The following is a 25,431-nucleotide window of genomic DNA, read 5'->3' as shown; positions in this document are numbered from 1 at the left end:
CGCCGCCTGGACTCCGCTTCGGCTCGACCGAGGACTTGGACACACGCCCAGGCCCTGATCCGTCGTCCGCGTAAGCGGGCGGCACCCTGCCGACACCGCCCGGGCACGGCAATGCCCGGGCGGTGTCGGAGGTGACTGGCAGGATGAGCTGCGTGCGGTTCCTCGATCTGGCAGCCACCTCCGCCGCCGTCGGCGCCCCCCGCGGCCGACGCGCCAAGGTGGAGCTGCTCGCTGACGCGCTGCGCCGGCTCGACCCCGGCGAGGTCGAGCCCGGCGCCGGCTATCTCGCCGGTGAGCTGCGCCAACGGCAGACCGGCGTCGGCTACGCGAGCCTGCGTGACCTGCCGCCGCCGGCCGCCGAGCCGACGTTGACGGTGGCCGGCGTGGACGCGGCCATCGCGCAGATCGCCGCGGTGCACGGCTCAGGCTCACAGGCTCGGCGTCGGGCGCTGCTCGGCGCCCTCTACGCGGCGGCGACGACCGACGAGCAGCGGCTGCTCACCGGCCTGTTCAGTGGCGAGCTACGGCAGGGCGCCCAGGCCGGCCTCCTCGCGGACGCGGTGGCCCGGGCCGCCGAGGTGCCGGTCGCCACGGTCCGCCGGGCGCTGCTGCTCGCCGGTGATCTCCGGGCGGTGGCGGTGGCCGCGCTGGCCGGAGGGGCCGCCGAGTTGGCCGGCTTCGGTCTACAGGTCGGCCGCCCGCTGGCGCCGATGCTCGCGCAGAGCGCCCCCTCGGTCGACGAGGCGCTCGCCGCGACCGGCACGCCAGCGGTGGTCGACGTGAAGCTCGACGGCATCCGCATCCAGGTGCACCGCTCCGGCACCGACATCGCCGTGTTCACCCGCAGCCTCGACGAGATCACCACCCGGGTGCCCGAGGTGGTCGCCGCGGTCCGTGCCCTGCCGGGCCGGGAGTTGGTCCTCGACGGCGAGGCGATCGGCCTGGACGAGACCGGCCGCCCACTGCCGTTCCAGCAGACGTCGAGCCGGGCCGCCCGACGCACCACCCCCAGCACCACCGGGCGCACACCTGTCGCTCCGGCGGTGCTCGCGGCGGCTGCCAGCACGGGCGCCACGGTGCTCACCCCGTACTTCTTCGACCTGCTGCACCTCGACGGCCAGGATCTGATTGACAGTCCCGGCCGGGAGCGGTGGGCCGCCCTCGCCGGTTCGGTGGATTCGTCGCTGCTGGTCGGTCGCATGGAGGTCGACGGCCCGGAGCAGGCCGCCGCCGCGTTCGCCGCCGCGCTCGACGCCGGGCAGGAGGGCGTTGTGGTCAAGGCGCCGGACGCCCCCTACGACGCCGGCCGGCGCGGTGCCGCCTGGGTCAAGGTGAAACCGCGGCACACCCTCGACCTGGTGGTGCTCGCCGTCGAGTGGGGCAGCGGCCGACGCAAGGGCTGGTTGTCCAACCTGCATCTGGGTGCGCGTGACACGCGCACCGGTGACTTCGTGATGCTCGGCAAGACGTTCAAGGGGCTCACCGACGAGCTGCTGCGGTGGCAGACCGAACGATTCCTCGACCTCGCCGTAGAACGCGGCGACTGGGTGGTCCGGGTCCGGCCCGAGCAGGTGGTGGAGATCGCCTTCGACGGGGTGCAGACGAGTTCGCGCTATCCCGGTGGGATGGCGCTGCGGTTCGCCCGGGTGGTCCGCTATCGCGACGACAAGTCCGCCGCCGAGGCGGACACCATCGACGCGGTCCGCGCCATCCACGCCGGCCGCGTCACCAGCTGACCGGGCGAGGTCAGGCGGAGGCGGTCGGCGTCGGCTCGGCGGCCCGGTCCAGCGGAGCCGGGGTGGTGCCGATTCCGGCGGCCCGGCGGGCCTCCCGACGGGCCACCCAGCCGTAGCCGAACAGCGCCATCACCGCGAACAGCCACCACTGCACGACGTAGCCGAAGTTCTGCCAGTTGTTGGCGTGCCCGACCGGCACCGCCTTGAACACCGGATCGGCTGCCGGGGTCTGCTCGTCAAGCAGCACGTAAGCGCCGTAGACCGGGTAGGGAAGCTCGCCGGCCAGCCGCGACACCCCGATCCGCCGGATCTCCAGCAGCCCGTCGCGTCGGGCCACAGCGCCGGCGCCGCTCTCGGTCTCGTGCACCCGGCCGACCACAGTCACATCTCCGGTCGGCGCGGCCGGCACCGACGGCTGGGCGGTCGCCCCACCGGGCGCCGGCGGGATCCAGCCCCGGTCCACCAGCACCGCCGTGCCGTCGGCGAGCACCAACGGGGTGAGCACCTCGAAACCGACCCGGCTGTCCACCGTGCGGCCACGGACCAGCACGGTGTTCGTGGGGTCGTACCGGCCGGTGACGGTGACCCGGGTCCAGACCTTGTCCTCGGCGGGGGCCGGACCGGCCGTCCCCGCGCCGCCGGCGGGAGCGCGCAGCGCGTCGATGAGCGGCACCGGAGCCATCCGCTGGCCCGCGTCGATCCGCTCGTTGACCTCGGTGCGCCCCCGGTAGCGGTCGAGCTGCCAGTTGCCGAGGAACACCATGACGGCGGCCGCGACCAGGGTCAGCGCGAGAGCGCCCAGCCAGCGTGGGCTCAGCAGGAACCGGTACACGGCACCGAGGCTACTCGTATGACCGGCGCCACTGACCTGGACCGGGCCGGACGGGCCGGGACCGGCGCCCGGGGGTCCGGCCAGGGCCGGGCCGGGCACCCCGGTTGGCGGTGCTCGCGCCTCCAGCCGGGCGGGTATCGTCACGCCGACGGATCGGCCTCGGTCGTCCCGTCGCGTACCCGCCGCCGCTCGCGAGGAGTCGATGATGACCGTCGTGCCGCGCCTGGTGCTCAGCGCGCCGTCCTCCGGGCACGGTAAGAACGCGCTGGCGATCGGGCTGCTAGCCGCCCTGGCCGAGCGAGGGGTCGACGTCGCCGGGTTCAAGCTCGGGCCGGACCACGTCGACGCCGCCTATCTCGGTCTCGCCTCCGGCCGGCCGGGTCGGGTGATCGACCCCCGACTGGTCGGCCTCGACCGGCTCGCCCCGCTGGTGGCGCACGGCGCCGCCGGTGCCGGGCTGGCCGTGGTGCAGGGCAGCATGGGCCTGTACGACTCGGTCGGTGGCCGTCCCGAGCAGGAGTCCACCGCCGCCGCGGCCGCCGCGCTGCGCAGCCCGGTGGTCCTCGTTGTCGACGTGGCCGCGATGGGCCAGTCGGTGGCGGCCCTGGTGCACGGTTTCCGCTCGTACGACGAGCAGTTGTGGCTCGGCGGGGTGATCCTCAACCGGGTGGCGTCGTCGCGGCACGAGGGGATGCTGCGCGAGGCGTTGGACGACGTGGGGGTGCCGGTCTACGGCGCGCTGCGTCGACAGGACCTGCCGGCGGTGCTGCCGTCGCGGCGGCACGGCGTGGCCCCGGTGGTCGAGGGTTCGGCCGACGCCGTCCGTGCAGTGCGCCGGCTGGGCGAGGCCGTCGCCGCCACCGTCGACCTGGAACGGCTGCTCGGGCTGGCCCGCTCCGCCCCGTCGCTGCCGGCGCCGGCCTGGTCTCCCGAGGAGGCCCTCGGCACGTTCACACCCCCGGCGAACCGCCCACTGGTGGCGGTGGCCGGTGGGCCGGGCGGCAGTTTCAGCCACCCGGAGACCACCGAGTTGCTCCGGGCCGCCGGCGCCGAGGTCGTCGTCGTCGACCCGCTGCGCGACGAGGCGCTGCCGGTCGGCACTCGCGCGCTGGTCGTCGGCGGTGCGCTGCCCGAGGCGTACGCCGAGCAGTTGTCGGCCAACCGGCGGCTCTGCATCGCGGTGGCCGAGTTGGCGCGGACCGGGCGTCCGGTGATCGCCGAGGGCGCCGGGCTGCTCTGGCTGGCCCGGGAGCTGGACGGGTTGCCGATGTGCGGCGTCCTGGACGCGGTGGGCGTCAGCCGTGACGGGGTGGTGGCCGGCTACCGGGAGGCGACCGCCCAGACCGACAGCGTCGTCGCCGCCACCGGGACGGTGCTGGTCGGGCACAAGGCACACCGCGCGGTGCTCACCCCCCGCGCCGGTCAGCGCGCGGCCTGGAGCTGGGACGGCGGCACGCCCGAGGGCTTCGTCTGGCGCAACGTGCACGCCTCGCAGCTCACGCTGCACTGGGCGAGCCATCCGGCGACGGCGGCCCGGTTGGTCGCCGCGGCGGCGGCCGATCCGACGAGCGAGGTGGTGCCCGCGCAGTCGGGCGAGGTGTCGGTGTGATCGGCCAGGTGGCGGTGCGCCGATTCCCGGCGCTGACCGTCTCCACCCCGCGTACCGAGGTGCGGCAGCTCACAGCGGCCGACGCGGCGGCGGCCGGGGAGATCTTCGCCGACAAGCTCACCCGGCGTTGGCTGCCGCTGCCCGACGACTCCGGCCCGATCGACGGGCTGGCCTGGTGCACCGATCTGGCCCGGCAGCGGCGCGACAGCGGAGAGGGTGACCACTACGCGGTGCTCCGGCGGGAGGACGACCAGGTGGTGGGCTCCCTGTGGACCCGGCGCACCGACTGGGGCGCCCGCCTCACCGAGATCTCCTACGCGATGGCGGCGCACGCGCGGGGCTTCGGCTTCGCCGCCGAGGCGGTCGATGCGGTGGCCATCGCGCTGATCCTGGAGCACGGCTTCCAGCGGGTCGAGCTGCGGGTGGCTCCCGGCAACCTGGCCTCGCGCCGGGTCGCCGAGAAGGCCGGGTTCAGCTACGAGGGGCTGCTGCGCAACGCCGGGTTCGTCAGCGGCGGCCGGGTGGATCTGGAGCTGTGGTCGTTCGTCGCCGCCGACCTGCGCTGATCCTGAGCCCCGCCGACCTGCGCTGAGCCCCGCTGACCTGCGCTGACTCGCGCGCTGGTCAGCCGACGATGGCGTCCGAGGGTGGGGTGAACTGACGGGTCGGGGTGCCCTTCAAACCGTCGCGTAGGGTCTCCGAAACCGCCTTGATCGGGATCTGGGACTGCCCGTCACCGACCGCGTTGAACGGGTTGTCCGGGTCGGAGATGAAGCTCGCCGCGGCCAACTCCGGGGTGTAGCCCACGAACCAGGCCGACCGGGTGCTGTCGGTCGTACCGGTCTTGCCGGCCACCGGGCGTCCGACGGTGCCCCGCACGCTGTCGGCGGTGGACCAGCCGCCGCAGCTGCCGCGCGCCGGGGTGTCGCCGGTCGGGCAGCGGGCCGCGTCGGTGGCCGCCCGTGCCGCGTCCGCGCTGACCACCTGCCGGCAGCGCGGCTTGGCCACCTCACGGTGCAGACCGCCCGCTGTGGCGTACGTGGCGGGCGTGCCGTCCCGGTTCATGATCGCTTGCACGGGGATGGCCTCGCAGTAGCGGCCGTCGGCAGCGATGGCGGCGTACGCGTTCGCCATCTCCAGCGGGGTGGCGTCGGAGACGCCCAGGGTGAACGCACCCCACTTCTTCGCCTTGTCCGGGGACGCGTGGTCCCGGTCGACGTCGGTGCGCCACCGCAGCCCGAGCTGTTCGGCCAACCGGACCGCCCGGTCCGCGCCGACCTTCTCCTCCAGCCAGACGAAGTACGTGTTCACCGACTTGCCGAAGCCGGACCACATGGTCTGCTGACCGGACATGGCGCCGCTGGCGTTGGAGGGCGCCCAGCCGTCGTAGACCTCGGAGCGGTAGCGGTACGGGGCGTTGAACGAGGTGGAGAGGGTCATGCCCGCGTCGAGCGCGGCCAGCATCGGGAACATCTTGAACGTCGATCCGGCCTGGTAGCCGGCCAGGTCACCGCCGCCGAGCAGCGGTGCCACAGTGTTCGGGTAGTTGGCCTTCACGTTCGGCCCGGCCTCCGGGTTGGAGCTTTGCGGGTTCTCGGCCAGGTCCAGCGAGTACGTCCGGTTCACCGCCATGGCCTTCACCCGCCCGGTGCCCGGCTCGGAGACCACGATTCCGTTGGCGAACGGGCTGCCCGTGGCCTCCTTGGTGCCGACGTTCTTCTCCGCGGCCTCCTGGATCTTCGGGTCGATGCTGAGCACGATGCGGTAGCCGCCCCGGCGCAGGTTGTCCATCCGTTCCAGCCGGTTCGCCCCGAACGCGGGCTGGGCGCTCCACCAGTTCTTCAGGTAGTCGCAGGCGAAGCCCCAGCTGTTGTACTTCTCCGCCACCGCGGCGCAGTCGTGCGGTGGGGTGGTCAGCTTGAGCCGGATCGGTTCGGACTTGGCGGCGGTGGCCGAGTCGGGGGAGAGGTAGCCGAGTTGGCTCATCCGGTCCAGCACGTAGTTGCGCCGCCCGGTGGCCTCCTTCTGGTCGGAGTCGGCCGGGTCGTACTCCGAGGGGGACTTGACCAGTCCGGCGAGGGTGGCGGCCTCGACCGGGGTGAGGTCCTTCGGGGTCTTGGAGAAGAAGATCTCGCTGGCGGCGTAGATGCCGTACGCCCGGTGCCCGAAGTACGCCGAGTTCAGGTAGCGCTCCATGATTTCTTCCTTGCTGATCTCCTTCTCCAGGTCCAGCGCCATCCGCATCTCCTTGACCTTGCGCAGGCTGGTCTGCTGGGTGGCTTCCTGGACCTCCTTGGGCGTGGTCGCGCTGTCCCGTAGGGCCATCCGGACGTACTGCATGGTCAGCGTCGAGGCGCCCTGGGAGCCGCCGGAGCGGGCGTTGGAGACGAAGGCCCGGGCCACGCCCTTCGGGTCGACGCCGTGGTGCTGGTAGAAGCGGGAGTCCTCGGCGGCGATGATCGCCTGCTGGATGTTCGGCGACATGTCCGACAGCTTCGTGTACTGCCGGTACTCCTCGTAGAACATCGTCAGCACGGTCTTGCCGTCCGGGCCGTAGACGTACGAGGTCTCGGCGGGCAGGGCGGTCTTCAGCACCCGGGTCTTCTGGTCCACGGCGTGCGCGGTGGCCTTCGCGCCGAGCCCGGTGAGGGCGACGACCGGGTAGGCGACGGCGGCGATCACGATTCCGGCGATCAGTCCGGCGCGGAGGAGAGGGACGAGACGACCAGCGGCAGCAAGGGGTCGGTTGCTCACCTGGTCAAGTTATGACATTTCCGATTCGTACATGAGAAGAACTCTTAAACCGGCGAGTGGTGACGCGGCTTACGCCGGGATCGGCTGTCCCACCGGCCACCTTCCCGGCAGGATCGCGGACATGTCTGATCAGCCGAGCGCTGTCGCCCCACCCGCCGGGGTCGAGCCGGACCTCGCCCACCACGGCGACGCGGAGGCGACAGCCGGCCTGATCGACCTCGCCGTCAACGTCCGTCGGGCGCGCCCGCCCGCCTGGCTGGCCGACCCGATCGCCGCGACCCTGACCGACCTGGCCCGCTATCCGGACCCGGCGCCGGCACGGGCGGCGGTCGCCGCCCGACACCGCCGTCACCCGAACGAGGTGCTGCTCACCGCCGGCGCCGCCGAGGGGTTCGTGCTGATCGCCCAGGCGCTGCGCGGCGTGCGCCGCCCCGTGGTGGTGCACCCTCAGTTCACCGAGCCGGAGGCGGCGCTGCGGGCCGCCGGACACCCGGTCGAGCGGGTGCTGCTCGACGCCGCCGACGACTTCTGGCTCGACCCGTCCCGGGTGCCTGCCGACGCCGACCTCGTGATGATCGGCAACCCGACGAACCCGACCTCGGTGCTGCACCCCGCCCAGGCGGTGGCAGCGCTGGCCCGCCCCGGCCGGGTGCTGGTGGTCGACGAGGCGTTCGCGGACACCACCATCGCCTCAGGGCACCCCGGCGAACCGGAGTCGCTGGCCGAACGCCGCGACCTGCCCGGGCTGCTCGTGGTGCGCAGCCTCACCAAGACGTGGGGCCTGGCCGGGCTGCGGATCGGCTACCTGCTCGGCGCGCCGGAGCTGCTGACCCGGCTGGCCGCCGTCCAACCGCTCTGGGCCGTCAGCACACCCGCGCTGGCGGCCGCCTCGGCCTGCGCCAGCGCCGTCGCGGTCCAGGCCGAACGCGCGATCGCCGCCGACCTGGCCGCCGACCGCGAGCACCTGGTCGCGCGCCTCGCCGAACTGCCCGGTGTACGCGTCGTCGGCCGTCCCGCCAGCGCGTTCGTCCTGCTGCACCTGCCGGGCGCGACAGCGATCCGGGCCGCCCTTCGCGAGCGCGGCTGGGCGGTACGCCGAGGCGACACGTTCCCCGGCCTCGGCCCGGACTGGCTGCGGGTGGCCGTACGCGACCGAAACACCACCGACGAGTTCATCGACGTGCTGCGCGAGACCATGGAGGCATGATGCTGGAGACCACTATCGCGGCGATCCGCCCGGCGGACGAAGCGGCAATGGCCGCCGCCCGGGCGCTGCACGGCCGGCTGACCAAGCCGGCGGGCTCGCTGGGCGCGCTGGAGGAGCTTTCGGTACGCCTCGCCGGCCTGGCCGGAGTCTGCCCACCACCGCTGCCCGAGCCGGCCGCAGTGGCGATCTTCGCGGGCGACCACGGGGTGCACGCCCAGGGGGTCAGCCCCTGGCCGCAGGAGGTCACCGCGCAGATGATCGGCAACTTCCTGGCCGGTGGAGCGGTGGTCAACGCGTTCGCCCGGCAGGCCGGCGCCTCGGTCACCGTGGTCGACGTCGGCGTGGCCACCCCGCTGCCCACCGATCCGGCTGTGCTCGATCCGGCCGCCGACCCGGTCGTGCTCGATCCGGCCGTGCCCCGGCTGGTTGTCTCGTCCGTCCGCCGGGGCACCGGCGACCTCACAGTGACGGCCGCGCTGACCCGGGACGAGGCGCTGGCGGCGGTGCGGACCGGCATCCGGATCGCCGACGAACTGATCGACGCCGGCGCTGGCATCCTGCTCACCGGGGACATGGGCATCGGCAACACGACCCCGGCCGCCGTGCTGATCGCCGCGTTCACCGGCGCCGACCCACTCGACACCACCGGTCGGGGCACCGGGGTCGACGACCCGACGTACGCGCGCAAGGTGGCTGTGGTGCGGGCCGCGCTGGCCCGGCACACCCCCGACCCGGCCGACCCGCTGGGGGTGCTGGCCGCCGTCGGTGGTCTGGAGCACGCCGCCCTGGCCGGGCTGATCCTCGGGGCCGCAGCGCGCCGCACACCGGTGCTGCTGGACGGTGTGATCGCGGTCTCGGCCGCGCTCGCCGCCGCCGCGTTCGCCCCGGACGCGGTCTGCGCCATGGTCGCCGGCCACCGCTCGGCCGAGCCCGGTGCCACTGTCGCGTTGCGCCACCTCGGCCTCGACCCGCTGATCGACCTGGGGCTGCGCCTCGGTGAGGGCACCGGCGCGCTGCTGGCGTTGCCCGTGGTCACCGGCGCGGTCCGGGTGCTGCACGAGGTGGCCACCTTCGACTCCGCAGGGGTGGCCGAGAAGTGAGCACGCGCCGCGAACGAGCCGTCCGCCTCGGTGGTGCGGCGTGACCTCCAATCCGTACCCCCTGGGTTTGCGGCTGCACGGGCGGCGCGTGGTCGTGGTGGGTGGCGGCACGGTCGCCACCCGGCGCGTGCCCGCGCTGCTGGACGCCGGCGCGGACGTCCTGTTGGTGGCCCCGGAGCTGACTCCGGCGCTGCGCGCCCGGGCCGACGCGGGTCGGCTGCGCTGGGTGCCGCGCCGGTTCGTGCCCGAGGACCTGGACGGTGCCTGGCTGGTGCAGGTCGCTGTCGACGACCCGATGGCGGCGGCTTCGGTGAGCGCCGTCGCCGCCGAGCGGCGGATCTTCTGCGTCCGGGCCGACGACCGGACGGCCGCCACCGCCTGGACCCCGGCCGTGACCCGGCACGGCCCGGTCACCGTGGCGGTGCTCGGCGGCGGCGACCCGCACCGGGCAATGACCGTCCGCGACGCCGTCCGCGACCTTCTGGCGGTCCGCCTGGCGCCGGCCGGTGCCGCCGCTGCGCCTTCTGGCGGGCACGGTGCCTCCGCAGTGCCGCCCGGCCAGGCCGGTGCGGCTGCTGCGCCGCCCGGCGGGCTCGGTGCCGGTGTGACCGAGGCCGGTGTGACCGGCGGGCGGCAGGTCGGGCGGGTGGCGCTGGTCGGGGCGGGGCCGGGGGACCCGGAGCTGATCACCGTGAAGGGCTGGCGGCTGCTCACCGAGGCCGACGTGGTGGTCGCCGACCGGCTGGTGCCCGGACTGCTCCTGGACGAGCTGCGCCCGGACGTCGAGCTGGTGGACGCCTCGAAGATCCCCTACGGCCCGTCCCGGGCCCAGGAGGAGATCAACCAGATCCTGGTCGACCGGGCCCTGGCCGGCGCGTTCGTGGTGCGGCTCAAGGGCGGTGACCCGTACGTCTTCGGGCGCGGCGGCGAGGAGTTGTTGGCCTGCGCTGCCGCCGGAGTTCCGGTGACGGTGGTGCCCGGGGTGACCAGCTCGATCGCCGCCCCGGCCGCGGCCGGAATCCCGGTCACCCATCGGGGCGTGGCGCACGAGTTCACTGTCGTCTCCGGACACCTGGCACCCGACGCACCGGCTTCGCTGGTGCGCTGGGACGCCCTCGCCGGTCTGCACGGCACCCTGGTGATCCTGATGGGGCTGAAGAACCTCGCCGCCATCACGGCCACCCTGATCGCCCACGGTCGGTCGCCGCAGACCCCCGCCGCCGTCGTTCAGGAAGCCACGACGGGCACCCAGCGGGTGCTGCGGTCGACGCTCGACGCGGTGGCCGCCGACGTGCTCACGGCCGAGGTACGGCCACCCGCCGTCGTCGTGGTGGGCGACGTGGTCAACACCCTCGACGGCTGAGGGAGTCGCTGCATCCCGCCGGGAGTCGGGAGTCGGGAGCCGGGACAGACGACGGGCCGGAGCAGCGCTGCCCCGGCCCGTCGTGGTCTCTCGATCGACTACTGCTTGAGCATGTTGTCCAGCAGCAGTGCGCAGCGGATCAGACCGAGATGGCTGTACGCCTGCGGGTGGTTGCCCAGGCCGCGCTCGGCGAGCGGGTCGTACTGCTCGGGGAGCAGCCCGGTCGGGCCGGCGGTCAGCACCATCTGTGCGAACAGCTCCTCGGCGTCGGTGCGGCGGCCGGTGCGTAGGTACGCCTCGATCAGCCACGCCGTGCAGATGTGGAAGCCGCCCTCACGGCCGGGCAGGCCGTCGTCCCAGTGGTAGCGGTAGACGACCGGGCCGCTGCGCAGGTCCGCCTCGATGCGTAGGACGGTGGACAGGAAGCGCGGGTCGTCGCCCGGGAGCAGGCCGGAGAGGCCGATCCAGAGCGACGAGGCATCCATGTCCTCGTCCCCGTACGCGACGCTGTACGCCTCGACGTCGGAGTGCCAGCCGTGCTCCAGCACGTTCGCGCCGATCCGGTCGCGCAGGTCCTTCCACTCGGGCCGGTCCTCGCCGCCGTGCTCGCGCATCACGTGCAGCGCGCGGTCGACTGTCATCCAGCACATGACCTTGGAGAAGACGTGGTGCCGGGGTGGCAGCCGGGCCTCCCAGATGCCGTGGTCGGGCTCGTGCCAGCGGCGGCGGACCGCCTCGACCATGTTCTCCAGGACCCGCCACTCGTCGTCGCGGACCGAACCGCGAGCGTCGGCGACGGCCGCGATCAGGTCGGCGATCGGGCCGAAGACGTCCAGCTGCAACTGGTGGTTGGCGAGGTTGCCGACCCGGACCGGCCGGGAGCCGGCGTACCCGGGCAGCGTGTCGATGACCGCCTCGGCGCCCAGCTCGTAGCCGTCGATCGTGTAGAGCGGGTGTAGCCGCTCCGGGTGCCCACCGGTGCGCTCGATGCAGCCGTCCACCCAGCGCAGGAACGCCTCGGCCTCCTCGATGGACCCCAGGTCGACGAGCGAGCGGGCGGTCAGCGCGGCGTCACGCAGCCAGCAGTAGCGGTAGTCCCAGTTGCGGACGCCGCCCAGCTCCTCGGGGAGTGAGGTCGTCGCCGCGGCCAGGATCGAGCCGGTGGCCTCGTGGCAGAGCCCGCGCAGGGTGAGGGCGCTGCGCGCGACCAGTTCGCGGGAGGTGGACGGCAACCGCAGCGAGGCCACCCAGTCCTTCCACGGCTGCTCGGCCGCGGCCTGCCGCTCGTGGATCGGCACCCGGTGATGCTCCAGGCTGTGCGTGCCGAAGCGCAGCTCCAGCACCACCTGCCCACCGGCGGCGGAGAGGTCGACGGTCGCCTTGGCGGTCTCGTACCCTCCGTCGTTGCCGACCTCCCACTGCACGCCGGGGGCGTAGAGCGCGACCGGTTCGTTCGAGCCGAGCACCAGCAGGCCGTCGCCGAGCGGCTGCAACTGGACGGCCACCTGGCCGAACTCCGGCCTCGGCGCGAACTCGACAGTGGCCTTGCCACTGCCGGTCAGCACCCGGACCAGGGTCGAGTCGCCGGTGAGGACCGCCGGGCTGTCGCCGGGGGTGGTCTCCCGGGCCGGCTTGTCCAGCCAGTCGGTGACGGTGAGCCCGGACCACCGGGTCTCCACCGTCATCGTGCCGGAGCGGTAGCGCTGGCCCAGCGGGATGCCCCCACGTTCCGGGGCGATGCTGAAGTGACCGGCCGGGCTGCCACCCACCAGGTCGGCGAAGATCGCCGCCGAATCCGGCTTGGGGTGACAGAGCCAGCTCACCTTCGCCTCGGGGGTGAGCAGAGCGACGGTACGACCGTTGGCCAGCATGGAGTGCCGTTCGATCGGCACCGCCCGCTCACCGAACAGCCAGTGCCGCCGGGTCTCCAGCAGGAGGGCCAGCGCGCGGGCGGCCTCCAGCGGGTCGGCCACCCGGTAGCTGGCCTCGGTGTCGCCGGGGCCGATCTTGATGCCGAGGTCGGGACCGTGCAGGTGGGCGAACCCGTTCTCGTCGGTGATGTCGTCGCCGATGAACAGCACCGCGCTGGAGGCGAGCTGGGTCCGGAGCTGGTCGAGTGCGGTGCCCTTGTGGGTGGCCACCACGGAGAGCTCGATGACCTCCTTGCCCTGGGTCACCGTGACGCCGTCGAAGGTGGCCGGACCGTTGCGGACCGCCTCGATGGCGGCGGCGGCGATCTGCGGGTCGACCCCACGGGTGTGCATCGCGACGCTCGCCGGTTTGCGTTCCAGCCGGATGCCCGGGTGCTGGGCGGCGATCTCACGCAGCGCGTTGCGGACCTGGGTCCGTACGGCGACCAGCTCGGGGGAGAGCCGCTCGACGAAGCCGATGTCGAATTCGGAGCCGTGACTGCCGACGAGGTGCACCTCGCTGGGCAGCCGCGAGAGGGCGGCCAGGTCGCGCAGCGCCCGGCCGGAGACCACCGCCACTGTGGTCTGCGGCAGCGCGGCGAGCGCGCGGACCGCGGCCACTGACTCGGGCAGTGGAACGGCCGTGCTCGGGTCCTCCACGATCGGCGCCAGTGTGCCGTCGTAGTCGCAGGCGACAAGGAGTTGGGGGACCCGGGCTATCCGGCCGATGGCGGAGCGCAACTCAGGGTCCATGACCCCGGTGGCGACTGCCGCCCCATCGTTGAGGGACGTGTTCACTCGGCCTCCGCCTCGGGAACTCCGAGTTCCGAGAGGAAAGACTTGGCCCAGTGGCCCACGTCGTGGGTACGCAGGTGACGTTGCATTGTCCGCATCCGGCGGCGCGCCTCGGTTTTCTCCACGTGCACTGCCCGGAGGAGGGCGTCCTTGACCGCGTCCGGGTCGTGCGGGTTACACAAAAATGCCTGGCGAAGCTCCGTGGCGGCGCCGGCGAACTCACTGAGTACGAGCGCGCCACCCTGGTCGGCACGTGATGCTACGTATTCCTTTGCCACGAGGTTCATTCCGTCTCGCAGCGGGGTCACCATCATCACGTCGGCAGCAACGTACATCGCTGCCAGCTCACTGCGACTGTACGACTGATGGAGGTAATGGACCGCCGGCACGCCGACCCTGCCGAACTCGCCGTTGATCCGGCCGACCTCGCGCTCCACCTTCACCCGTAGTGCCTGGTAGTGCTCCACGCGCTCGCGGCTGGGTGTGGCGACCTGAACCATGACCGCGTCGGGAACTGTCAACTTTCCGTCAGCCAGCAGTTCCCGGAAGGCCTTGAGCCGCAACTCGATGCCCTTGGTGTAGTCCAGCCGGTCCACGCCCAGGATTATCGTCTTCGGGTCGCCCAGTTCGGCGCGAATCTGCTTGGCCCGGGCCTGGATCGCCGGGTCGGCGGCCATCCGCTCCATCTCCTGGGTGTCGATCGAGATGGGGAAGGCGCCGGCCTTCACCTGCCGACCGTCGACCTGGATCATCTGCCCCTCGTAGCGCAGCCCGAGCAGGTGCCGGGCCAGCCGGACGAAGTTCTGCGCGGCCAGCCGCTGCTGGAAACCGACAAGGTCGGCGCCGAGCAGACCGCGCAGGATCTCGGTGCGGAACGGCATCTGCATGAACAGCTCGATCGGCGGGAACGGGATGTGCAGGAAGAACCCGATCCGCAGGTCCGGGCGGAGCTCACGGAGCATCGCCGGCACCAACTGGAGCTGGTAGTCCTGCACCCAGACCGTCGCGCCCTCGGCCGCGACGTCGGCCGCGGCCTCCGCGAACCGGGCGTTGACCAGGCGGTACGCCTCCCGCCACCGGCGCTTGTAGGCCGGTGTCTCCACGGCATCGTGGTAGAGCGGCCAGATCGTCGCGTTGGACTGGCCCTCGTAGTACCGCTCCAACTCCTCGGCGCTGAGCGGGACCGGGTGCAGCCGGATCCCCTCCAGGTCGAACGGCTCGGGGGCCGCGCCGGTGCCACCGGCCCAGCCGACCCAGGTGCCCTTGTGCTCGGCGAGTACGGGGTGCAGCGCGGTGACCAGCCCGCCAGGGCTGCGTCGCCACTGCCGGCCCTCGGGTGTGCTCACCTCGTCGACCGGCAGACGGTTCGCCACTACGACAAAGGAGCTACGGACGGTCACGATCGGCCACCTCCGGGTACTGACGGGTCCACCGCGATGAGCGTACTGAGCGTAGCTGCGGCGTCTTGTGCCTAGTGCCGGAGTCTCCTACCCGCCCCGGTGCGACCGAATCCTAAAGGTGATCTTGTCGACAAGCGCGCTGGTCAGAGGTCGATGATTGGCCATTCCTTGGGCAGCACCTCATCCAGCAGTTCCCGCCGATCCGTCATGATCGGCGTGATCGCCCGAGCGGCCTCCATCGCAACCTGGGCCAGATCCATGCCGCCGAGGGTTCGTGACCAGCCGCCGAGAATGGCGCACATGTCGTGCTCGACGGGCGTGACCATGACGTGCTCCAGGTCGCCGACGATGTCGAGCAGTGGCCAGCCGTCACTGGCCACCTGGCGGTACGCGGCTGCGAGGCAGAGTGCGGGGACGATCACGCCCTGCCCCTTGTCCGCGACTTTCGCGATCTGCTCCCCGACAGCCTCCATGCCTTCCGAGTAGGCGAGGAGGCAGCCCGTGTCGAGGACGAGGCCGGCATCAGTCACGGATGGTCATCCGTCCGCCAGAAGCCTCGCCCAGCAGGGCAGCTGCCTTGGATCGCAGTTCCGGGGTGATCTTGGCGTGAGCCTCGTCAAGCTTCCGGCCCGCCTCGGCGAGGCCTTCGTCGGTGAGTTGGAAGCCCACCTGTCGAAGCGCCCGCCGCGTCCGTTCGCCAGCCATCCGCTGACGAACGGACTCGGTGATGAAGGCGGAGACATTGGATTCCTCGGCCAGCCGCTCCGCCACGTCATCCGGCACGCTGATGGCGATCTTCTTGGTCATACCGGGGACGCTAGCGGGTGATACCACGGTCGGCAACGCGGCGCGCCCGCGTACTCCTGGGGCGGGGTGATGTGGGCGAAGCGCGCCGTACCTGTCAGGATTGACGATGGCGTGCGCGCGGCCGGCTCCCGGCCGGCGGCGGCGGGCGGTCCTCGCAGCCCGCGCCGCGCCGCCGATCAGCGACAGCAACCGACGGAGGTAGCCCGCACCGTGGCCCAGTACATCTACGTCCTGGAAAAGGCGCGCAAGGCGCACGGCGACAAGGTCGTGCTCGACAACGTCACGTTGAGCTTCCTGCCGGGAGCCAAGATCGGTGTGCTCGGTCCGAACGGCGCCGGTAAGTCCAGCCTCCTCAAGATCATGGCAGGGCTGGACAAGCCGAGCAACGGCGAGGCCCGACTCATGCCCGGCTACACCGTCGGCATGCTCGCCCAGGAGCCCCCGCTCAACGAGGCCAAGACCGTGCTCGGCAACGTCGAGGAGGCGGTCGCCGAGACCAAGGCCAAGCTGGAGCGGTTCAACAAGATCGCCGAGCAGATGGCCACCGACTACTCCGACGAGCTGATGGAGGAGATGGGCAAGCTCCAGGAGGAGCTTGACCACCTCGACGCCTGGGACGTCGACTCCAAGCTCGAACTGGCGATGGACGCGCTGCGCTGCCCGCCGCCGGACGCCGACGTGACCCAGCTCTCCGGTGGTGAGCGTCGCCGGGTGGCCCTCTGCAAGCTGCTGCTGGAGGCGCCCGACCTGCTGCTGCTCGACGAGCCCACCAACCACCTGGACGCGGAGAGCGTCTCCTGGCTGGAGCAGCACCTGGCGAAGTACGCCGGCACCGTCATGGCGATCACCCACGACCGGTACTTCCTCGACAACGTGGCCAACTGGATCCTCGAGCTGGACCGTGGCCGGACGTACCCGTACGAGGGCAACTACTCCACCTACCTGGAGAAGAAGGCCGCCCGGCTGGCCGTCGAAGGTCGCCGCGACGCCAAGATGAAGAAGCGCCTCACCGAGGAACTGGAGTGGGTCCGCTCCAACGCCAAGGCCCGCCAGACCAAGTCCAAGGCCCGCCTCGACCGGTACGACGAGATGGCCACCGAGGCGGAGAAGACCCGCAAGTTGGACTTCGAGGAGATCCAGATCCCGCCGGGCCCGCGCCTGGGCAGCACGGTGATCGAGGCGAACAACCTCAGCAAGGGCTTCGGCGACCGGCTGCTGATCGACAACCTGTCGTTCTCGCTGCCGCGCAACGGCATCGTCGGCATCATCGGTCCTAACGGCGTCGGCAAGACCACGCTGTTCAAGACCATCGTCGGGCTGGAGGAGCCGACCAGCGGCGAGGTCCGGGTCGGCCCCACCGTCTCGCTGTCGTACGTCGACCAGAACCGTGAGGGCCTCAACGGCGACAAGACCGTCTGGGAGGTCGTCTCCGACGGGCTGGACTACCTGATGGTGGGCAAGGTCGAGATGCCGTCGCGGGCGTACATCGCCGCGTTCGGCTTCAAGGGCCCGGACCAGCAGAAGCCGACCAAGGTGCTTTCCGGCGGGGAGCGCAACCGGCTCAACCTGGCGCTGACCCTGAAGATCGGCGGCAACGTCATCCTGCTCGACGAGCCGACGAACGACCTGGACGTGGAGACGCTGTCCAGCCTGGAGAACGCCCTGCTGGAGTTCCCCGGCTGCGCCGTGGTCATCTCCCACGACCGGATGTTCCTGGACCGCGTCGCCACGCACATCCTGGCCTGGGAGGGCGACGACCAGGACCCGTCCAAGTGGTTCTGGTTCGAGGGCAACTTCGAGGCGTACGAGAAGAACAAGGTCGACCGCCTCGGCGCGGAGGCCGCCCGGCCGCACCGGGTGACCTACCGCAAGCTGACCCGCGACTGACCGGCCGAGAAGGTGTCTGACCGCTTCGTCTACCACTGCACCCTGCGCTGGTCCGACCTGGACGCGTACGGCCACGTCAACAACTCGCGCTTCCTCACCCTGTACGAGGAGGCGCGGGTGGCGTTGATGTTCGCCGGCGGCCGGGCCTGGGGCGTCGGCTCGTTCGCCGACGGGGTGGTGATCCGCCGGCACGAGGTCGACTACCTGCGCCCGGTCGACTACGCGCTCGGCCGGGCCACCGCGGAGGCGGCCCCCACAGTGCGGATCGAGCTGTGGGTGGAGGAGATCCGGGCCTCCCGGTTCACCGTCGCCTACGAGCTGTACGACGGTGAGGTGCTGGCCAGCCGGGCCCGCTCGGTGCTGGTGCCGTTCGACCTGACCCGCCAGGTGCCCCGGCGGATCACCAGCGAGGAGCGGGACTTCCTGCTCACGTACGCGCCGCAGGGCGGGGTGGCGTGACCCGGCCCGGCACCGCCGAGCCGGACCGGACGGCGGCGCCCACCCACGGTGTCGAAGGGGTGGCGGACGCGGGGGCCTTCCTGGCCCGGCTGGTCCGGTTGGATCCGGTCGCACCGGTCCGGCTGCGGCCGGCCGGCGCACCGGGCCGGATCGCCCTGTGGGCCCGGCTGCCGTGGCAGGTCCTGGTGGTCCGCACGGTTGCCGGTGGGCCGGCCGACGGCGTCGCGGACGACGTCACTGTGGCAGCCGCGGAGCTGCTCGCCGAACTGGAGCGGAGCGGCGCGACCCTGCCGACCCGCCGGGACGCCCAGTGGCGGTGGCCGCTGCCGCCGACGCGGAGCCGCCAGGTGGAGGCGCTGCCCGTTGCCGAGTTGCGACGGATCGCCGACGCGGCGGCGGGCATCCTGCGGACGGCGAGCGAGCAGGGTGTGGCCGGCCGTGCCGTGGGCCAGCGGGCTTTGCGTGACGCGTTGCTCGACCACGTGGCGGTGTTGATCACCCCGGACGGGACGCCCGACGGGACGCCTGCCGCGCCGGTCGAGGTGCCGCAGCGGCTGGTGCAGGGGGTGGTCCGGATGGGCTTCCTCGGTGCCGCCCACGGCTCGGCGGCCGGCGAGGGCGGGGACGCCGTTCAGGTGCGGGTGGCCGGCCGTTGGGTGGGCCTGGTGGGACCACACGGAGCGGCGTGGTTGCAGAAGGCCACGGATCTTGCCGTGACACCCCTGAGCGCTCGTCCGAACGGGTGATCCCGGATCATTCTTCTGGTCAGGGGCGGTCGTTGGGGGGGTGCTTCAACCCGGCTGTCCGGGTACCGTCCATCCTCGGATCCAACGCACCGTAGGCGACTGGATCCGCTGGGGAGTGAGGTGCGCGAGCGATGCCGTGGTGGTCATGGCGCCCCGGTCCCGCCGACGGCGGCGAACCGGAAACCCGAAGCGGGATCACAGTCGATAGCGCGGTCCGGATCGGGCCGCCCAGTCCTCGCCAGCCGGGGGACGACTGCCCGTCCAACGAGCGGCCCGTGCTGACCGATACGCCCGCCACCGTCGAGCCGGTGAGTCTGCGCCGGGTCTGTGACGCGCTCGATCTGCTCGACGTGCGTTACCTGGCCGACGGCGACGGCAACCTGCTGGCGATGTGGGAGCGGCACGCGGTGCTGGTCACCCTCGAAGGGCCGGAGGACGAGATCCTGGTCATGCGGGCACGCCCGCACGCCACGGTCCCGCCGGACTGGGCCGACCGGGCGTACCGGGTGGTCAACGAGTGGAACCACACCCGCCGGTTCTGCAAGGCGTACATCGGTGACCCGACCGAGCGCGGTCAGCTACCGATCTACGCCGAGCTTCAGGTGCCCCTGGGTGCCGGCACCCACGACGCGCTCCTGGTCGAGATGCTCGACTGCGGCGCGGCGGTCGCCACCAGCTTCGTGGACTGGCTGCACGACGAGGGCGCGCTGCTCTGACGCCGCTCCGGGTGCTGTGGGTCAGCCGCCGTTGGCCGGGTCGTCCTCGACGTTGACCATGAAGTACGCGGCTCGCTCCAGGTAGTCCCAGAGGGTGACGGCGATCTCCGGCTCAAGGTCGAGCCGGTCCACGGCCCGGCGCATGTTGCGCAGCCAGGCGTCCCGTTCGGCCGCTCCGATCCGGAACGGCGCGTGGCGCATCCGCAGCCGAGGGTGCCCCCGCTGAGCGGAGTACGTGTTGGGCCCGCCCCAGTACTGCATGAGGAACAGGGTCATCCGGTCCGCGGCCGGGCCCAGGTCCTCCTCCGGGTACATGGGTCGCAGCAGGGGGTCGGTGGCGATCCCGGCGTAGAACTCGTCGACCAGCTTGCGGAAGGTGGGTTCGCCGCCGACCGCTTCGAAGAGGGTCATCGACGCACCGGGACGGTCGGATTCACCTGCGGAAGTCACAGTTCCATCCTGCCAGGTGCGTCCGGTGCCGACCCGACCCGCACAGCGTGCGTCGGATCACGCCGGGTCGACAAGCCCGAATGTCGCCACCCGGCCTGCCCGGGCGAAGGTCGGTTCGACGGGTCAGGTGACAGCGTGCCGGCGGTGGCCGTCACCGGTATGCGGGTTGGGCCTGCCTTCCACCGGGCGGTCGCTGGCCGGGTCGCCGAGGCCGGAGGATGGCGGAGCGGCGTTGGCCAGCGAGGCGGCAGTGATCGCGTCGTCCACCGTCTGCCGGTCCGGCCACCGCAGCGTGGCCACCGTCATCAGCACCACCCCGGCTGCGCTCCAGACCCCCACCACGATCGGAATGGGGAACCGTTCGGCGAGCATCCCGGTGACCAGTACCGCGAGGCCCTGGATGACCTGTATGCCGGTGGCCATCACCCCGAAGGCGCGGGCTCGGAAGCCGTTGGGCAGCGCCTGGACGAACAACCCGTTGGCCATCGGCATCATGCCGGCGACCGCGAACCCGCAGAGCGCGGCGAGCAGTGCCACCACCAGCGGCGGGGGGTCGAGCAGCACCGGTACGAGCACCAACGGGGCGAGCACCGCGAGCGGCCGCATCAGCTTCAGTCGGCGAGCCGGGCCGAACAGGCGACTCACCAGCAACCCACCGAGGATGAAGCCGATCGGGTTCGCCACCATGATCGCCGCCTGTGCGGTGCCCGCGCTCACCGCGCCGCGGCTCTCCTCGTTGGCCCAGGCCGCGGCCAGACCCTCGGGAACGATCGAGAAGAGCATCGAGCTGAACACCAGCACCGCGATGGCCCGCAGCACCGGTGTGCGGAACACGATGCCGAACCCCTGCCGAGTCTCCCGCAGCAGGTGGCTGCGGTGCTCCGGGTTCATCATCGCCGGATGGTGGCGTACGCCGAGGCGAACCAGTAGCGCCGAGAGACCGAACGTGACCGCGTTGAACAGCAGCGCCGCCTCCGGGTCGACAGCGGCGACAGCGGCGCCGAAGACGTACCCGACGACCTGGGCGGCCTGCCCGACACTGCCGTTGAGCGACAGCCCCAGCACCAGCCGGTCCCCGGTGAGCAACTGCGGGATCAGCGCGGACTTCGCCGCCTGGCTCGGCGGGTTCGCCAGCGTGGCGGCGAAGATGAGCACCAGCACCGCCTGGTACGGCAGGCTCGGAATGGCGATGACCAGCATCAGCGCCATCCGGATGAGGTCGCATGCCACCATCACCCGTCGGAACGGGTACCGCTCAGCGAGTGCGGCGAGCACGGGACCGCCGAGCAGCCAGGGCAGGAAGCTGACCGCGAAGGCAGCCGCGGAGAGCGCGACGGACCGGGTCTGCTGATAGACGAGCAGGGTGACGGCGGCCTTCGCGACGTAGTCGCCGACCCAGGAGAGAGCACCAGCCACGAACACGGCCCGGAACTCGTGCTGGCCGAAGACGTCGCGGAATGTAGCGGGGCCTTCCGCGGAAGGTCGCTCGTCAGGCACCGTCGCCTCCATCGGCCCCGGCTCGGCCGCTCGTGGCAGCCCGGTCGGAAGCGCTCGTCAGATCTACGGATCAGCGAGGTTGTGATCACGCTTCGGTGGGAACGCGTGCTCCGGATTCTGCCCGATCGTCTGACAACTAGCTAGGTCGAACGGGTCGTTCGTCGCCTCCCCGACTGAACGAACGGACGATACCCGAGGGGCCGGCCGGCTCGCGACCCCTGAATTGCCGGACAATGTGGGCGGTGTCAGGTGGCGCCGCCCTGACCGGTCTCGCCCTCGGACAACGGCCGGGTCGACAGACCGGGATAGATGCGGGCCGCTGCGATCTGCGCGGTGATACCCGAATTCTCCAGCGCCTCGGCGAGACGCCGACGCAGTTCCCGGCCCACCGCGAACTGCCCGTCAGCGGTCGTCTTCACCACTGTGCGGATGACAGCGCCGTCCACAGTCACCTGCTCGACACCCAACACCTCGGGCGCCTCCACGATCTCCGGCGACAGCTCCGGGTCCATGGCGACCGAGGCGGCCGCGGTCCGTAGCACCGCCGTCGCTTCCTCGGTGCTGTTGAAACCGATCGGCAGGTCCACCACCACGAGCGCCCAACCCTGGCTCTTGTTACCCACCCGGATGATCTCGCCGTTGCGGATGTACCAGAGCACGCCGCGGCCGTCGCGCACTGTGGTGACCCGCAGGCCGACCGACTCGACCACGCCCATCGCCTCGCCCAGGTCGACGTTGTCACCCACGCCGTACTGGTCCTCGATCAGCATGAAGAGGCCGGCGATCAGGTCCTTCACCAGGCTCTGCGCACCGAAGCCCAGCGCCACACCGGCGATCCCCGCGCTGGCCAGCAGCGGGGCCAGGTCGAAGCTGAACTCCCGCAGGATCATCAGCAGCGCGATGCCGAAGACGAACGCGGTGGTCAGGCTGCGCAGCACCGACCCGATCGCCTCGGCCCGCTGCCGCCGCCGCTCGGGTACGAACTCGGCCGGGTCGACCGCGGCGGTGGGTACGCGCTCGCGCAGCGGCCGCAGCATCGTCGGCACCGCACCGTCGGTGGTCGTCCGGACCAGCCGGTTGATCGTCCGGTGCAGCGCCCAGCGGGCCACCATCGCCAGCGCCACGATCAGCAGCACGCGGAGCGGTTTGAGCAGGATCCAGTAACTTCCCTCGGCGAACCAGGCCGACCTGGTGATGTCGTAGATCCACTCGCAGGAGGTGCTGCCCTGGCAGCTCACCGATTCGGTGGTGGACAGGGCTAGGGGCGTCACGCTGGCGGCACTCACCATGTCTTCGTACCGTAAGGAGCCCGAGGGCCCGCCGCCGACCCACCGGCCGGGTGACCGGGCAGCGCGGCGCGGAGTCGTTCGTACTCGGCCTGACCACCGATCGCCGCCCGGTGTTCGGGGTGAGCGACGTAGTGCCCGATGACCGCGGCGAGGAATCCCGCGTCGACGATGTCGGTCCGCAACGCTGCCCGGCCTCGCGGAATGCCGCGCCGCCGGATCAGTCGGGGTTCCGTGATCCTCATCGGGAGCCACTGGCGGCGGTCGGCAGCCGGGGGGATCTGTGGGGCCAGGAGGGCCTCCCACGGCACGGTGAGCGTGCCCAGAGCCCAGGTCTGCCGTACCCCGGACGGATGCAGCCGCACCCCGTGACCCCGCCACGCCCACGTCACCACCAGCGCGGCCAGGACCACCCAGAGAACATCGATGACCACGTCGAACGTCGACAGGGTGCCCTGTCTGGTCGCGCGCACCATTGCGCCGATGTGCATGGACGCGGGCCCGAGGTAGCCCACTGCGAAGAACACCGTCCAGGCGGGCCCGGGTGTGGCGAAGGCCGGAACCTGCGGCTGCACCACGAGGTAGGCCGGACGGACCCTGGTGACGACGACCGCCAGGACCAGGCCTGCCAGGGAGATGAGGATCAACAGGCGCTGCCCCACGGTGGACGCGGACCCCGGGATCACGGCGTTGATGACGACCAGGAGAAGCCCGAGGGTCAGGACAACGCGCCGGTGGCGCACGGTGGCAGCGGACAGCTTGTCAAGCATGCCCGTGACCATAGGAGCCGAGGGCCAGCGCGGGGGCGTTGCGCTCAGCGGTCCGGTTGGATGCTGGCGAGCAGTTCGGTGATCCTCGTCCTGATGTCGTCGCGCACCTGGCGGACGACGTCGAGGGGTTGACCGGCAGGGTCGGTGAGCTTCCAGTCCTCGTAGCGTTTGCCGGGGAAGACGGGGCAGGCGTCGCCGCAGCCCATGGTGATGATGACGTCGCTGGCCTGGGCGGCGTCCCAGGTGAGCCGGGCCGGGGTCTGTCCGGTGATGTCGATGCCGACCTCGCGCATGGCTTCGACGGCGACGGGGTTGATCTGGTCGGCGGGTTCGCTGCCAGCGGAGCGGACCTCGATGGCATCGCCGGCGAGGTGTCGGAGCCAGCCGGCGGCCATCTGGGAGCGGCCGGCGTTGTGGACGCAGACGAAGAGGACGCTGGGCCTGTCGGTCATCGGGCTTCTGTCTCCTGAGTGAGGTGGGGTACGACCACGGCGTCGGCGGGGTTCTCGGCGTCGGGGTACCAGGCGGCGAGGGCGGCGACGGCGACCAGGCCGCCGACGAGCTGAGCGCCGACGAAGCCGGGCAGGGACGTGGGGGCGATTCCGGCGAAGGTGTCGGTGAGGGCGCGGCCGATGGTGACGGCGGGGTTGGCGAATGAGGTGGACGAGGTGAACCAGTAGGCGGCACCGATGTAGGCACCCACGGCGGCCGGAGCGGCAGTGCTGCGGCCGCTGCGGGCGAGGGCGAAGACCAGGACGATCAGGCCGGCGGTGGCGATGATCTCGGCCAGCCACAGGTTCGCGCCGATGCGGTCGGTACTTGACCACGTGACGGCCGGTAGGTCGAACATCAGATTGGCCAGAACGGTCCCGGTCATCGCGCCGCAGACCTGGGCGGCGACGTAGGCGGCGAGATCACCGGCGGTCAGGCCGGTGTCGGCGTGACGGCCGAGCCACCAGTCGACGACGGAGACGATGGGGTTGAAGTGCGCGCCCGACACCGGCCCGAAGGTCAGGATCAACGCGCCCAGCGCCAAGGCGGTGGCGATCGCGTTCTCCAGGAGTTGGAGCCCGACATCGGTGGGCGAGAGCCGGGCGGCGGCGATCCCGGAACCGACGACAGCGGCGACGAGCAGAGCCGTACCGACGAACTCCGCCGACGCGCGACGGGCCAGCAGGCTCACGCGGTGGCCTCCGCGGCGGTGTCGGAGAGGTCCAGAAGCGCGCGGAGCTGCCGGAACGCATCCGGGCGGACCCGGTACCAGACCCAGGTGCCGCGCCGCTCGGAATCGACCAGGCCCGCCTCCCGCAAGACCTTCAGGTGATGGGAGATGGTCGGCCCGGACAGTTCGAACGCGGGGGTCAGATCGCAGACGCACATCTCCGGCACCGAAGCGATCATCGACATCAGCCGCAGCCGGACCGGGTCGCCAAGGGCCTTGAACATCGGTGCGACCACCGCTGCCTGGTTGCTGTCCATGGGGCGGACCGCGATCGGCGCGCAACAGGCAACAGCGTCCAGGTTCACCACCGGCAGGGCTTGTTTCGACATGCCTCTAGGTTGACAGATTTCAAAACAGGGTGCAACGTGGGTCCTGCTTCGAAAAGCATCAAGACAAGCATCCCCCAGACCCGGAAGGAGAGTCATGTCCCGCGTTCAGCTCGCCCTGCGTGTGTCCGACCTCGAAGGCTCCGTCGCCTTCTATTCCAAGCTGTTCGGTGTCGAGCCCGCCAAGCGCCGACCCGGCTACGCCAACTTCGCCGTCGAGAACCCGCCGCTGAAGCTCGTCCTGCTCGAAGGCGAGCCCGACCAGCCCACCGTGATTGACCACCTGGGCGTCGAAGTGTTCAGCACCGACGACGTCAACGCGGCCACCCGGCGCCTCACCGACTCCGGTCTGATCACCCTGGAGGAGAACAGCACCGAGTGCTGCTACGCCCTCCAGGACAAGGTGTGGGTGCGCGGCCCTGGTAACGAGCCCTGGGAGGTCTACACCGTCAAGGCCGACTCCGACCAGTTGGAGAAGGCCGCCGAAGGCGCCTGTTGCACATCCGGCGAGAAGGAGCCGGCCACCGCCGGGGCTGCCAGTAGCTGCTGCTGATGCCAG

At 71.7% G+C, this 25,431-nt stretch carries 24 protein-coding genes; 11 read left to right on the top strand and 13 right to left on the bottom strand.

Annotation, left to right across the window (positions count from 1 at the left end; translation table 11 throughout):
* The first annotated feature begins 143 nt into the window (after nucleotides 1-143).
* Nucleotides 144-1,736: an ATP-dependent DNA ligase gene (locus AB0B48_RS17545; RefSeq protein WP_357202371.1), complete on the top strand. Its 1,593-nt coding sequence runs from the start codon at nucleotides 144-146 to the stop codon at nucleotides 1,734-1,736.
* 10 nt (nucleotides 1,737-1,746) lie between these two features.
* On the opposite strand, the gene AB0B48_RS17540 is transcribed toward AB0B48_RS17545, so the two are convergent.
* The gene (locus tag AB0B48_RS17540) at nucleotides 1,747-2,568 is read right to left on the bottom strand and encodes an SURF1 family protein (RefSeq protein ID WP_357202368.1); all 822 of its coding nucleotides are present in this window, start codon (nucleotides 2,566-2,568) and stop codon (nucleotides 1,747-1,749) included.
* A gap of 205 nt (nucleotides 2,569-2,773) precedes the next feature.
* On the opposite strand from AB0B48_RS17540, the gene AB0B48_RS17535 reads away from it, so the two are divergent.
* Together AB0B48_RS17535 and AB0B48_RS17530 are read left to right on the top strand one after the other, a co-directional pair.
* The gene (locus AB0B48_RS17535; RefSeq protein ID WP_357202365.1) at nucleotides 2,774-4,177 is read left to right on the top strand and encodes a cobyrinate a,c-diamide synthase; all 1,404 of its coding nucleotides are present in this window, start codon (nucleotides 2,774-2,776) and stop codon (nucleotides 4,175-4,177) included.
* Complete coding sequence (locus tag AB0B48_RS17530) at nucleotides 4,174-4,743, top strand: GNAT family protein (protein ID WP_091405515.1); 570 nt, start codon at nucleotides 4,174-4,176, stop codon at nucleotides 4,741-4,743. Before AB0B48_RS17535 ends, AB0B48_RS17530 begins: the two co-directional genes overlap by 4 nt.
* A gap of 58 nt (nucleotides 4,744-4,801) precedes the next feature.
* Here the strand turns inward: AB0B48_RS17530 and AB0B48_RS17525 are convergent, their stop codons facing one another.
* Nucleotides 4,802-6,931, bottom strand: a complete 2,130-nt coding sequence (locus tag AB0B48_RS17525) for a transglycosylase domain-containing protein (protein ID WP_357202362.1) — start codon at nucleotides 6,929-6,931, stop codon at nucleotides 4,802-4,804.
* A 121-nt stretch (nucleotides 6,932-7,052) separates the two neighbouring features.
* Between AB0B48_RS17525 and cobC the strand changes: the two genes are divergently transcribed.
* The 3 genes from cobC to cobA are packed head-to-tail and all read left to right on the top strand — an operon-like array spanning nucleotide 7,053 to nucleotide 10,601.
* On the top strand, nucleotides 7,053-8,138 hold the full coding sequence (cobC, locus tag AB0B48_RS17520; protein ID WP_357202359.1) for an Rv2231c family pyridoxal phosphate-dependent protein CobC: 1,086 nt from the start codon (nucleotides 7,053-7,055) through the stop codon (nucleotides 8,136-8,138).
* Nucleotides 8,138-9,238 carry a nicotinate-nucleotide--dimethylbenzimidazole phosphoribosyltransferase gene (gene cobT / locus AB0B48_RS17515; RefSeq protein ID WP_357202356.1) on the top strand — a complete coding sequence of 367 codons (1,101 nt, stop codon included), beginning with the start codon at nucleotides 8,138-8,140 and terminating at the stop codon, nucleotides 9,236-9,238. Before cobC ends, cobT begins: the two co-directional genes overlap by 1 nt.
* A gap of 40 nt (nucleotides 9,239-9,278) precedes the next feature.
* Nucleotides 9,279-10,601 (top strand): uroporphyrinogen-III C-methyltransferase, encoded by a 1,323-nt coding sequence (gene cobA, locus AB0B48_RS17510; protein WP_357202353.1) that lies wholly within the window; start codon nucleotides 9,279-9,281, stop codon nucleotides 10,599-10,601.
* A gap of 98 nt (nucleotides 10,602-10,699) precedes the next feature.
* On the opposite strand, the gene otsB is transcribed toward cobA, so the two are convergent.
* The 4 genes from otsB to AB0B48_RS17490 form a co-directional block, all read right to left on the bottom strand.
* On the bottom strand, nucleotides 10,700-13,264 hold the full coding sequence (gene otsB, locus AB0B48_RS17505; protein WP_357202374.1) for a trehalose-phosphatase: 2,565 nt from the start codon (nucleotides 13,262-13,264) through the stop codon (nucleotides 10,700-10,702).
* A 41-nt stretch (nucleotides 13,265-13,305) separates the two neighbouring features.
* The gene (locus AB0B48_RS17500) at nucleotides 13,306-14,706 is read right to left on the bottom strand and encodes a trehalose-6-phosphate synthase (RefSeq protein ID WP_030333449.1); all 1,401 of its coding nucleotides are present in this window, start codon (nucleotides 14,704-14,706) and stop codon (nucleotides 13,306-13,308) included.
* 143 nt (nucleotides 14,707-14,849) lie between these two features.
* The gene (locus AB0B48_RS17495) at nucleotides 14,850-15,236 is read right to left on the bottom strand and encodes a hypothetical protein (RefSeq protein WP_357202350.1); all 387 of its coding nucleotides are present in this window, start codon (nucleotides 15,234-15,236) and stop codon (nucleotides 14,850-14,852) included.
* Nucleotides 15,229-15,513, bottom strand: a complete 285-nt coding sequence (locus AB0B48_RS17490; protein WP_357202347.1) for a hypothetical protein — start codon at nucleotides 15,511-15,513, stop codon at nucleotides 15,229-15,231. Before AB0B48_RS17490 ends, AB0B48_RS17495 begins: the two co-directional genes overlap by 8 nt.
* A 210-nt stretch (nucleotides 15,514-15,723) precedes the next feature.
* On the opposite strand from AB0B48_RS17490, the gene ettA reads away from it, so the two are divergent.
* The 4 genes from ettA (at nucleotide 15,724) to AB0B48_RS17470 (ending at nucleotide 19,321) form a co-directional block, all read left to right on the top strand.
* Nucleotides 15,724-17,400, top strand: coding sequence for an energy-dependent translational throttle protein EttA (ettA, locus tag AB0B48_RS17485; RefSeq protein ID WP_357202344.1), 1,677 nt, complete (start codon nucleotides 15,724-15,726; stop codon nucleotides 17,398-17,400).
* 12 nt (nucleotides 17,401-17,412) lie between these two features.
* Nucleotides 17,413-17,859 (top strand): thioesterase family protein, encoded by a 447-nt coding sequence (locus AB0B48_RS17480; RefSeq protein ID WP_357202341.1) that lies wholly within the window; start codon nucleotides 17,413-17,415, stop codon nucleotides 17,857-17,859.
* Nucleotides 17,856-18,605, top strand: a complete 750-nt coding sequence (locus AB0B48_RS17475) for a hypothetical protein (protein ID WP_357202338.1) — start codon at nucleotides 17,856-17,858, stop codon at nucleotides 18,603-18,605. Before AB0B48_RS17480 ends, AB0B48_RS17475 begins: the two co-directional genes overlap by 4 nt.
* Before the next feature lie 131 nt (nucleotides 18,606-18,736).
* The gene (locus AB0B48_RS17470; RefSeq protein ID WP_355008914.1) at nucleotides 18,737-19,321 is read left to right on the top strand and encodes a YbjN domain-containing protein; all 585 of its coding nucleotides are present in this window, start codon (nucleotides 18,737-18,739) and stop codon (nucleotides 19,319-19,321) included.
* A gap of 21 nt (nucleotides 19,322-19,342) precedes the next feature.
* Here AB0B48_RS17470 and AB0B48_RS17465 read toward each other — a convergent pair whose 3' ends face one another.
* The 7 genes from AB0B48_RS17465 to AB0B48_RS17435 all read right to left on the bottom strand — a co-directional run bounded on the left by AB0B48_RS17465 (nucleotide 19,343) and on the right by AB0B48_RS17435 (nucleotide 24,875).
* Complete coding sequence (locus AB0B48_RS17465; protein WP_357202334.1) at nucleotides 19,343-19,771, bottom strand: globin; 429 nt, start codon at nucleotides 19,769-19,771, stop codon at nucleotides 19,343-19,345.
* Nucleotides 19,772-19,894: 123 nt separating this feature from the next.
* A complete protein-coding gene (locus AB0B48_RS17460; RefSeq protein WP_357202331.1) occupies nucleotides 19,895-21,280 on the bottom strand; it encodes an MFS transporter in 1,386 nt (461 codons plus the stop codon).
* 233 nt (nucleotides 21,281-21,513) lie between these two features.
* The gene (locus tag AB0B48_RS17455) at nucleotides 21,514-22,557 is read right to left on the bottom strand and encodes a mechanosensitive ion channel family protein (protein WP_357202328.1); all 1,044 of its coding nucleotides are present in this window, start codon (nucleotides 22,555-22,557) and stop codon (nucleotides 21,514-21,516) included.
* The gene (locus AB0B48_RS17450) at nucleotides 22,551-23,324 is read right to left on the bottom strand and encodes a hypothetical protein (RefSeq protein WP_357202325.1); all 774 of its coding nucleotides are present in this window, start codon (nucleotides 23,322-23,324) and stop codon (nucleotides 22,551-22,553) included. The genes AB0B48_RS17455 and AB0B48_RS17450 overlap by 7 nt, the downstream gene beginning before the upstream one ends.
* A 44-nt stretch (nucleotides 23,325-23,368) precedes the next feature.
* The gene (locus AB0B48_RS17445) at nucleotides 23,369-23,776 is read right to left on the bottom strand and encodes an arsenate reductase ArsC (protein ID WP_357202322.1); all 408 of its coding nucleotides are present in this window, start codon (nucleotides 23,774-23,776) and stop codon (nucleotides 23,369-23,371) included.
* Nucleotides 23,773-24,507, bottom strand: coding sequence for an MIP/aquaporin family protein (locus tag AB0B48_RS17440; RefSeq protein WP_357202319.1), 735 nt, complete (start codon nucleotides 24,505-24,507; stop codon nucleotides 23,773-23,775). Before AB0B48_RS17440 ends, AB0B48_RS17445 begins: the two co-directional genes overlap by 4 nt.
* Entirely contained in the window at nucleotides 24,504-24,875 is a 372-nt protein-coding gene (locus AB0B48_RS17435) for a metalloregulator ArsR/SmtB family transcription factor (RefSeq protein ID WP_357202316.1), read from the bottom strand. The genes AB0B48_RS17440 and AB0B48_RS17435 overlap by 4 nt, the downstream gene beginning before the upstream one ends.
* Before the next feature lie 94 nt (nucleotides 24,876-24,969).
* Here AB0B48_RS17435 and AB0B48_RS17430 point away from each other — a divergent pair, with 94 nt between their 5' ends.
* Nucleotides 24,970-25,425: an ArsI/CadI family heavy metal resistance metalloenzyme gene (locus AB0B48_RS17430; RefSeq protein ID WP_357202313.1), complete on the top strand. Its 456-nt coding sequence runs from the start codon at nucleotides 24,970-24,972 to the stop codon at nucleotides 25,423-25,425.
* Nucleotides 25,426-25,431 lie beyond the last annotated feature (6 nt).

Source organism: Micromonospora sp. NPDC049089 (genome assembly GCF_040648775.1).
Taxonomy (GTDB): Bacteria; Actinomycetota; Actinomycetes; order Mycobacteriales; family Micromonosporaceae; genus Micromonospora.
This window is presented reverse-complemented; position numbering and strand designations above follow the sequence as displayed.